Below are 8609 nucleotides of genomic sequence, written 5' to 3' on the forward strand. Positions count from 1 at the left end.
TGCTCTATATTCCTCGGAACCTTCTAAAATTAAATTAATGTATGTTTTGAATAAGTTTTTAATATTATTTTTTCATTTGAATCATTTAATTTTAGATTGCTCAATTTCTTTTTTACATGAAAAAAAGAGGTGTTAACCTCTCTTATTTATATAAAATATATAACATTGTCTATTTCTTCTTTATCCATATTGCATGTGTTATACTTAATTTTTGCAGGAATACCTACAGCCGTACTATTTGATGGCATATCTCTTAAAACTACTGAATTAGCTCCTATTTTACAATGATTCCCTATATTAATCGGACCCAATATTTTTGCTCCAGATCCAACTACAATATCATCCCCTAGTGTAGGATGTCTTTTAAATTCTTTTTCATTTCCTGTTGCACCTATAGTGGCCCCTTGATATATAGTAACTCTATCTCCAATTATGGAGGTCTCTCCTATAACTACTCCACTTCCATGATCTATAAGTGTACCCATACCTATTTGTGCTCCTGGATGAATTTCTATTCCAGTAAAAAATCTACTAGTCTGAGAAATTAATCTAGCAATAAAAAATCTTTTCTTTGTATAAAAGAAGTGAGATATCCTATACATTATAAGAGAGTGAACAGAAGGATATAACAAAAATACTTCTATCTTATTTCTGGCTGCTGGATCATTTTCCATTATAAAATTTATATCTGCTCTCATATGTTGAAAAAGCATAGTCTACCCCCTCCTTAAAAAATTCCCATGGACATGTATTTATCTACTCCATCTGGAGCAATAGTTACTATCTTTTTATCAGGATACTTTTTAGAAATTTCTATTGCACCAAATACATTTGCACCAGAAGATATACCCACTAATACTCCCAATTTATTTGCAAGTAATCTAACAATATTAAAAGCATCTTCGTCACTTACTGTTATTACCTTATCTACTATATTTTCATCATAGTTTTTAGGTATAAAGTTTGCACCTATTCCTTGGATTTTATGTGGACCTGCCTTTTTTTCAGTAATCAATGGTGATGATTTTGGTTCTATACCTACCACTTCTATATTTTCATCTTTTTCTTTTAAAAACTTTCCAATACCACTTATAGTTCCACCAGAACCAATTCCTGCTATTATCACATTTACATCTGATACTTCTTTATATATTTCTGGTCCTGTAATATCATAATGCACTTTTGGATTGTCTTCATTTTCAAACTGTCCAAGATTTATATAATTTTCATTTTCTTTTAATAATTCTTTCAATTTCTCTATGGAACCATTCATTCCCTTTGATCCTTCAGTCAAAATAAGTTCTGCTCCAAAAGCCTTTACCAACTGTCTTCTTTCAATGCTCATAGTTTCTGGCATTATAATCACAACTTTATATCCTTTTAGATTTCCTGCCATGGCAATACCTATACCTGTATTTCCACTTGTAGCCTCAACCAATACACTACCTTCTTTTAATACTCCTCTTCTCTCTGCTCCTTCAATCATGGAGAGTGCTATTCTATCTTTTATACTTCCTCCTGGATTATATTTTTCCAATTTCACATATACATTTTCATATCCTATTTTATCTAAAGATATAATAGGTGTGTTACCTATTAACTCCAATCCATCTTTATATATCATTTTTATTCCTCCCAACATTTTAATTATCAAAATGATAATATTATTGTAGCATTATCATTTTGATAACACAAGCATTTTATTATCATTTTGATAATTTCTTTCTATATTTCAAAATTTTACCTGTTTTAAAATATTAAAATTGATAAAAATTAACAATAATAATATGGTATACTTAAATAAACCACATCTTTTAAAATAAAATATGTTGGGAGGTTAAATTTTGAAATTAATTGATATAAAAAATTATATACAAAGCGTTTGCCAAAACATTTCAACCGTACTTGATGTAGATGTTACTGTAGTGTCAAAAGATTTAGTAAGAATAGCCGGCACAGGAATTTTTAAAGATAAAATTGATGAAAAAATATCTGATAAATCTGCTTATTCTAATGTATTAATATCTGGAGAATCTTACATTATCAATCGGGAAATAGAACATAGTTGCAAAGATTGTATCCATAGCAAAGATTGCAAAGAGTTAGCTGACATTTGTACTCCTATAAGACTTGGCAATCACAATATCGGAATACTTGGTATCGCAGCTTTCACAGAGGAAGACAAAAATAAAATTTTATCTAAGGATCAAGAATTATGCGAATTTATCAGTAGTATGTCTAACTTAATTTCTTATAAATTAGATGAAATGTACAAAGAGGAAATTCGAACTGTTGAAGAATTGGAAAAACAAGAAATTGAAAAAGCAATAAAAAAATACGGAAGTAATACACAAGAAATGAAACAAGTTGCAAAGGCATTAAACATTGGAATAGCCACACTTTATAGAAAAGTAAAAAAATATAATATTAATGCTGAAGAAGAATAATTAAAAACAGTAGATTTGCATATGCAAATCTACTGTTTTTAATTTACAACTTTGTGCCTCGAGCACAGCTAATTTTTTATTAATCTATAAATGTAACTACATCTTCTAATGGCTTACGAGGTGGCTTAGGTGGAGTATTTTCGTCTGGCACTCCTATTGATATCATTGACATTAGTTCGTAGCCTTCCTTATTGAATCCTATAAGATTTTCTATTTCTGTTTTAGCATGTGTTGGACCTGTCATATAACAACTTCCATAACCCATTTCAGTTGCAGCTAATAATATATTTTCCACTGCTGCTCCTATACCTTGTGCTCCTGATTGAGGTGACACTAATACATCTAAGACTTCCTTAGGGGCATCATTTTCTTTTAAAATTTTATATTCTATCATATCATATTCACAAGCATAAACTAAGATAACTACTGGAGCATTTTTAAAGCTGGTATAATATTTAATCACACTCATATGCTTTTTAAAATCCTTTTCATTTTTAGCAAGTGACCCTATATTTTCATGACTTTTAGTTACTATCTCTGCCATTTCATTTATTATATCTCTATTTTGTAATACAACAAAATGCCAATTTTGCTGATGTTTTGGTGATGGAGCTTCTGTTCCTGCTTTAATTAGTTCTAAAATATCTTCTCTTGGTATTTCAGTACTTTTAAATTTTCTAACACTTTTACGGTTATGTATTAAATCTAAATTTACCATTAGTACTACTCCTTATAATGTAATCTTATTCAAATTGATTATATACACTAGATTATTTTCTGTCAAATACTTTTATTTATTAATGTAAAGATTTTAATAAGCCTTATTCTACATAGAAATTAATCTCATTGGAGATATTAAATAAGAAATTATAATTTTTGTTTAAAATATCCTTTTTTGAATTGGAGGTTTATTATATGAAAGAGATGCCAACAGCCATTGATGGAACTCTTCGAAAATCTTTTCTTCGTGTCCCAGAAGTCATCAGAGAATGTAGTGGAATTAATGTCTTTGGTAAAAGAATTAAGTCCTTAGTATATACAACAGATTTAGCAATCATAAGAAATGTAAATGCAGATGCAATTTTAGCAGTTTATCCTTTTACACCTCAACCAGTAATTACTCAAGCTTTACTTTTAGCTGCTGATATACCCGTATTTGCTGGGGTCGGTGGTGGTCTTACAAAAGGTCTTCGTTCTGTTATGTTGGGTACAAACGCTGAAATACAAGGTGCTATAGGCGTTGTTGTAAATGCACCAACATCTAACGAAACCCTAAAAAGTTTGTCTGATGCTTTGGATATTCCAGTGGTTGTTAGTGTCATAAGTGAGGATACGGATATAGTAGAAAGAATAAATGCAGGTGCTAGCATATTAAATGTATCTGCATCAAAAGATACTCCAAAAATAGTTGCTAAAATAAGAAAAGAATATCCTAAGTTTCCTATTATAGCAACTGGTGGACCAAGTGACGAAACCATACGAGAAACTATAAGAGCTGGTGCCAATGCCATAACTTGGACACCACCAACTGTTCCTCATCTTTTTAAAGGTGTGATGAACTCTTATAGAAGTAATTTGGAGCATCACTAAAAAGCAGTGAAAATCACTGCTTTTTTATCTTTTATAATCTCCATAAGATAATACTTTTACAGTTATGCTGGAAATTTTTCTTTATCTACAAAGTCAATGTATTTCACATATTGTAGCTGTATACCATATACCCCCAAGAAATTGTCATTGTATTTGCTATATCTTTATCTTTTACTATAAGATAAAACTCCTCTTTTACTTAGTTTTTTCATTGATATTGCCAAATCTTCATAAAAATACATTGCAAATCATCCCCTTCTATAAGAAATTTATTCAGATTATAAATACATATTAAAAATTATATTCTATTTTTTCTCTTTTCATATTATTTAAAATTTTAATGACAGCAATTATTATAACCCAAATTTCAAGACGTCCAAATAGCATACCAAATATTTCTGTCCATAATATAATAGCTGGTGCCATTGGTGATGTTACTCCTACTGATAATCCCACTGTACCTAAGGCAGATGCAAATTCAAATAAGGAGTCTTGAAGTGAATAATTATTTAATAACATTATGGATACACCTATCACATATATAGTCATATACATAAATGCATAATTAGATATATCTTTTCTATCACTATCTTTTATATATACTTTCCCCTCAGGCTTGTATACATAATCCTCATTCACCAAATGAGGTGAAGCAAATTTACTTTTTATATTCCATATACAATTTCTACATAATATATAAACTCTATATAACTTAATTCCTCCTGCAGTAGATCCTGCTCCACCACCAATTATCATAAGTATTATCATAATAAATATGGCAAAACCATTCCAATCATTATAAGTTACCGTAGAAAACCCTGTAGTTGTAAGCGCAGATATAAGTTCAAACATAGACCTTCTAAGACCTATATATACATTTCCATATAGGTAGCTCAAAGAGAAAAATCCAACTAAAGGTACACATATACCTAAAATAAAAAACATAAATTTAATTTCTCCCAATTGAAAGAATTTCTTAAATTTACCCTTTATTAAAAGTAAATGAGCAGCAAAATTTGTTGTTCCAAGTAACATTAAAATAATAGTTACAAGCTCTATGGAAAAACTATTGTATGCTCCTATACTTTCACTTCTTACACCAAAACCTCCTGTTGATAAAGCTGCAATAGAATTATTTATAGCATCAAATAAAGGCATTCCAAAAATACAATATAACACTATACCTGATATAACATAGCCACTATATATTGATAATATCAATCTGGATGATTTTAATAAGTTAGGTAGTAAATTATCTAAATGACCTTCGCAATTATATAAACTCATTCCAAAAGTTGCAGAAAGAGCTGATACCATTACAAGTACAATCCCCACGCCTCCAAAAAAGTTCATTATACTCCTGTGAATCAGATAAATTTTAGGACAATTATCCACATCTACCACAGAAAGACCAGTAGTTGTCCATCCACTGACAGCTTCAAAAATACTTTGAGTAAAATTTAGCATATCACTTAAGTAAAAAGGCATGGCTGATATAAATATAGCTAATATCCATGTTAAAGTTACTATTACAGCATCTTCTCCCACTGATAATTTTTTATTTTTATTAATCGGAATAAGTTTTTTAATTATTAACCCTAAAATCATGGAAAGTACTCCTGGGATAAAGAAATACTTTCCATAAATAAATTCTTCAGGATATGCAACTAAAACTAATAATGGAATTAAGTTTATAACACCTATTATAATTAAAAATACACCTATATAAGATATAATTATATTATTTGATAATTTGCTTTTCATTTTATGCACCTCTAACCACATTGTTCAAAATTGTATTTTGTAAATTAGGTGGTGACAATATAATAAGCTTATCATGAGGTAATATTTTTGTATTCCCATTTGGGATTATACTTTGTTTGCCTCTAATAATACATCCTATAATAGCATCTTGTGAAAATTCTATATCTTTTAGTAACTTATTACTTATATGGTACTTTTCTTTTACTACTACTTCAATTATAGATATTGATCCATCTTCAATAGGCATAAAATTATAAATTTCATTTACTGTTGTAACTTGTTCAATCATCTCTGCTACAACATAAGTTGCGCTTATGGCTGTATCTATACCTAATTTTTTGAAAACTTCCACATTTTTGGGATTGCAAACTGTAGCAAAAGCTTTTTTTATACCATATACTTTCTTCGCAAGTTGGCATATAACTAAATTATCACTATCGCTGCTTGTCATTGCAATAACAACATTATTTTTATTTATCTTTGCTTCTTCTAATATATAAGGTTTACTACCATCACCACAAATTACTGTTACATCATATTTTCTTGATATATTTTTGCAATAATCATAATCATCATGTATAAAAGTTATATTATGAGATTTATTACTTAATGAATTTAATAAATATTCTGTAGTATCTCTTCCACCAACAATTAATATATTCATTTTCTTATCTCCTCATTAATTTTTCTTTATATTACCTTTCTATCTTCTATATACTGTGTTTTCATTTTTCCGAGTAATTTTTCAAATTCATTAATAGTTAATTTAGTTGGATAAATTATATTTATATCAAAATCCTTGTAAACAATTTCTTTTTCTGTATCATATAATCTACTCACTACATTTTCCACGTTAAAAATTTCCTTTCCAATTTCTGAAATCATTATATTTGTATTATCATTATTTGTGGCACAAACTAAAGTATCTGCTTTTTTTATTCCTGCTTCAACTAAAACTTCCACATAGGTATAGATGATTATATGGTAAAGCCAATCGAATTAGATGAATTAGTATTAAGAATTAATGCCTTATGTAGACGCGCAAATATAGAGATAAATAGACATATTAATGTAGGAAACTTAGTTTTAGATGCTGATGCTATGAGTGCATAGTATGTGATGAAGAGATACCAATTACTACAAGGGAATTTAATATTATATATAAACTATTATCTTATCCAAATAAGACATTTTCAAGAGCACAATTAATGGATGAATTTTGGGGATTAGATAGTGATAGTAATTTGCGTGCAGCAGATGTATATATTACGAAGCTTAGAGATAAGTTTTCTAACTGTGATAGTTTTGAAATAAAAACAGTAAGAGGAATTGGATATAAGGCGGTATTAAAATGATAAAAAGACTAATTATCCAGTAAGAAATACGCATTTTTCAGTTTATATTGAATCTCTTCATACAAATGATAAATTAGATTATTTAGATATTATGATTATGGATTTTAACAAAATGGTAGAAGAACTCGGTAGTATTGAAACTTTAAAAACTGATTTTTTCTCAAATATTTCCCATGAGATCAAAACACCTATTTCTATTATTAAAAATAGTACAGAAATATTAAAAAAAACTAATTTAGATGAAGAGGTTAGGCAAGAGTATGTATCGATAATTAATCAATCATCAACTAGATTGTCTACTTTAATTAATGATATGCTTAAAATAAATAAGTTAGAAAAATAACATATTTATCCAACTTATGAAAATTATGATTTATATAGGCAACTATCTGAATGTATATTTAAATATGAATATATTTGGGAAGAAAAATATATTGAAATTGAACTAGATATGGAAGATAGACTTATTGTAAATTTTGATGAAAATCTTATGGAACTAGTATGGATAAATTTAATATCTAATTCCATCAAATTTACTCCAAATGGAGGAAAAATAATATTAAGTCAATATTGCACTAAGAGTGAAGTTGTTGTATGCATACATGATAATGGTTGTGGAATGAGTGAGGAAACTATAAAACATATTTTTGATAAATTTTATCAAGGAGATACATCTCACTCTATGGAAGGAAATGGGTTAGGTTTAGCATTAGTAAAACGAATTTTAGAAATTCATGATGGAAGCATAGAGGTAGAAAGTAAATTAAATGAAGGGACAACATTTACTATTAAGTTCCCTATTAATATGTTAAATGAAGTAGATGATGTTTTATAAAATGGATATGGAGAATAAAAAAAGAGTTATATAGGATATGAATATAAAGAAATTCAAGTGGATAGTAGCAAGGTTTCTATGTATATAGATAGATATAATAATTTCGGTTGGGAAACTGATATAAATTCTAGCATTATTTCAGAAAAAGGAAACTCATTTATAAGATTAAAACGTAATCGTAAAATTATGAATAATGTAGAATTAACTAGGTTGCAAAGAAACTTTGAGCATTGTATGAAACAAATAGATTACTTTAATTAATAAATTAATAATTCTTAAACATTTCTTTTAAAAAACAGCAATATAAGATTGTCATAATTAAGTTAATAAATCACTTATAGAAAAGGAATGGTAAATATATATGAAAAGTAATAAATCTGTTGATTATGAATATAAAACAATAAGAGTAAATAAAAATCAAGAAAGAGAATATATAGATGCTTATCAGCGAAAAGGATGGGCTGTAGTAGAGCGTAAATCTAAAAAGTTTAAAATTTATTGGTCATTATTAAATCTTTCACTTGCACAAATATCTAGTTTTTCAGAAAGTTATTTTACAGAAATGATTAATAATAAATAAAGTTTAACACTTCCAATGAAAACTCTTATTTTAAGAAT

14 protein-coding genes are annotated in these 8609 nt (G+C 28.1%); 8 read left to right on the forward strand and 6 right to left on the reverse strand.

Features of this window, described 5'->3' with window-relative positions:
* Positions 1-146: 146 nt before the first annotated feature.
* Together epsC and cysK are read right to left on the reverse strand one after the other, a co-directional pair.
* The gene (gene epsC, locus NSA58_RS11690) at positions 147-713 is read right to left on the reverse strand and encodes a serine O-acetyltransferase EpsC (protein WP_039677948.1); all 567 of its coding nucleotides are present in this window, start codon (positions 711-713) and stop codon (positions 147-149) included.
* 14 nt (positions 714-727) lie between these two features.
* Positions 728-1624, reverse strand: a complete 897-nt coding sequence (gene cysK / locus NSA58_RS11695; protein ID WP_074429859.1) for a cysteine synthase A — start codon at positions 1622-1624, stop codon at positions 728-730.
* Between the two features lie 220 nt (positions 1625-1844).
* Here cysK and NSA58_RS11700 point away from each other — a divergent pair, with 220 nt between their 5' ends.
* Entirely contained in the window at positions 1845-2447 is a 603-nt protein-coding gene (locus NSA58_RS11700) for a helix-turn-helix domain-containing protein (RefSeq protein ID WP_039677950.1), read from the forward strand.
* 79 nt (positions 2448-2526) lie between these two features.
* On the opposite strand, the gene NSA58_RS11705 is transcribed toward NSA58_RS11700, so the two are convergent.
* The gene (locus tag NSA58_RS11705; RefSeq protein ID WP_039677951.1) at positions 2527-3165 is read right to left on the reverse strand and encodes a nitroreductase family protein; all 639 of its coding nucleotides are present in this window, start codon (positions 3163-3165) and stop codon (positions 2527-2529) included.
* A 197-nt stretch (positions 3166-3362) separates the two neighbouring features.
* Between NSA58_RS11705 and NSA58_RS11710 the strand changes: the two genes are divergently transcribed.
* Entirely contained in the window at positions 3363-4037 is a 675-nt protein-coding gene (locus NSA58_RS11710) for a beta/alpha barrel domain-containing protein (RefSeq protein ID WP_039677952.1), read from the forward strand.
* 291 nt (positions 4038-4328) lie between these two features.
* Here the strand turns inward: NSA58_RS11710 and NSA58_RS11715 are convergent, their stop codons facing one another.
* The 3 genes from NSA58_RS11715 to NSA58_RS11725 are packed head-to-tail and all read right to left on the reverse strand — an operon-like array spanning position 4329 to position 6764.
* Positions 4329-5801 (reverse strand): TrkH family potassium uptake protein, encoded by a 1473-nt coding sequence (locus NSA58_RS11715; RefSeq protein ID WP_079764846.1) that lies wholly within the window; start codon positions 5799-5801, stop codon positions 4329-4331.
* A gap of 1 nt (position 5802) precedes the next feature.
* The gene (locus NSA58_RS11720) at positions 5803-6465 is read right to left on the reverse strand and encodes a potassium channel family protein (protein WP_074429857.1); all 663 of its coding nucleotides are present in this window, start codon (positions 6463-6465) and stop codon (positions 5803-5805) included.
* Between the two features lie 26 nt (positions 6466-6491).
* On the reverse strand, positions 6492-6764 hold the full coding sequence (locus NSA58_RS11725) for an NAD-binding protein (RefSeq protein WP_257560492.1): 273 nt from the start codon (positions 6762-6764) through the stop codon (positions 6492-6494).
* Positions 6765-6782: 18 nt separating this feature from the next.
* Between NSA58_RS11725 and NSA58_RS20730 the strand changes: the two genes are divergently transcribed.
* The 6 genes from NSA58_RS20730 (at position 6783) to NSA58_RS11750 (ending at position 8571) form a co-directional block, all read left to right on the forward strand.
* Entirely contained in the window at positions 6783-6914 is a 132-nt protein-coding gene (locus NSA58_RS20730; RefSeq protein ID WP_330376058.1) for a hypothetical protein, read from the forward strand.
* A 20-nt stretch (positions 6915-6934) separates the two neighbouring features.
* Positions 6935-7156, forward strand: coding sequence for a helix-turn-helix domain-containing protein (locus tag NSA58_RS20735; RefSeq protein ID WP_330376062.1), 222 nt, complete (start codon positions 6935-6937; stop codon positions 7154-7156).
* A gap of 97 nt (positions 7157-7253) precedes the next feature.
* Complete coding sequence (locus NSA58_RS11735; RefSeq protein WP_161791916.1) at positions 7254-7499, forward strand: sensor histidine kinase; 246 nt, start codon at positions 7254-7256, stop codon at positions 7497-7499.
* Positions 7500-7607: 108 nt separating this feature from the next.
* The gene (locus NSA58_RS11740) at positions 7608-7991 is read left to right on the forward strand and encodes a sensor histidine kinase (RefSeq protein ID WP_074080159.1); all 384 of its coding nucleotides are present in this window, start codon (positions 7608-7610) and stop codon (positions 7989-7991) included.
* A gap of 57 nt (positions 7992-8048) precedes the next feature.
* Complete coding sequence (locus tag NSA58_RS11745) at positions 8049-8252, forward strand: hypothetical protein (protein WP_139045035.1); 204 nt, start codon at positions 8049-8051, stop codon at positions 8250-8252.
* Positions 8253-8352: 100 nt separating this feature from the next.
* Positions 8353-8571 (forward strand): hypothetical protein, encoded by a 219-nt coding sequence (locus NSA58_RS11750; protein ID WP_039679504.1) that lies wholly within the window; start codon positions 8353-8355, stop codon positions 8569-8571.
* Positions 8572-8609: the final 38 nt, after the last annotated feature.

Origin of the sequence: Terrisporobacter muris, from assembly GCF_024621905.1 — a bacterium.
In the GTDB taxonomy this organism is placed as follows: domain Bacteria; phylum Bacillota; class Clostridia; order Peptostreptococcales; family Peptostreptococcaceae; genus Terrisporobacter; species Terrisporobacter muris.

What these genes read in the sequence shown, in the direction of transcription:
- epsC (WP_039677948.1), bottom strand. Translation starts at nt 713, where the DNA reads ATGCTTTTTCAACATATGAGAGCAGATATAAATTTTATAATGGAAAAT.
- cysK (WP_074429859.1), bottom strand. Translation starts at nt 1,624, where the DNA reads ATGATATATAAAGATGGATTGGAGTTAATAGGTAACACACCTATTATA.
- NSA58_RS11705 (WP_039677951.1), bottom strand. Translation starts at nt 3,165, where the DNA reads ATGGTAAATTTAGATTTAATACATAACCGTAAAAGTGTTAGAAAATTT.
- NSA58_RS11710 (WP_039677952.1), top strand. Translation starts at nt 3,363, where the DNA reads ATGAAAGAGATGCCAACAGCCATTGATGGAACTCTTCGAAAATCTTTT.
- NSA58_RS11715 (WP_079764846.1), bottom strand. Translation starts at nt 5,801, where the DNA reads ATGAAAAGCAAATTATCAAATAATATAATTATATCTTATATAGGTGTA.
- NSA58_RS11720 (WP_074429857.1), bottom strand. Translation starts at nt 6,465, where the DNA reads ATGAATATATTAATTGTTGGTGGAAGAGATACTACAGAATATTTATTA.
- NSA58_RS20730 (WP_330376058.1), top strand. Translation starts at nt 6,783, where the DNA reads ATGGTAAAGCCAATCGAATTAGATGAATTAGTATTAAGAATTAATGCC.
- NSA58_RS11735 (WP_161791916.1), top strand. Translation starts at nt 7,254, where the DNA reads ATGGATTTTAACAAAATGGTAGAAGAACTCGGTAGTATTGAAACTTTA.
- NSA58_RS11740 (WP_074080159.1), top strand. Translation starts at nt 7,608, where the DNA reads ATGGAAGATAGACTTATTGTAAATTTTGATGAAAATCTTATGGAACTA.
- NSA58_RS11750 (WP_039679504.1), top strand. Translation starts at nt 8,353, where the DNA reads ATGAAAAGTAATAAATCTGTTGATTATGAATATAAAACAATAAGAGTA.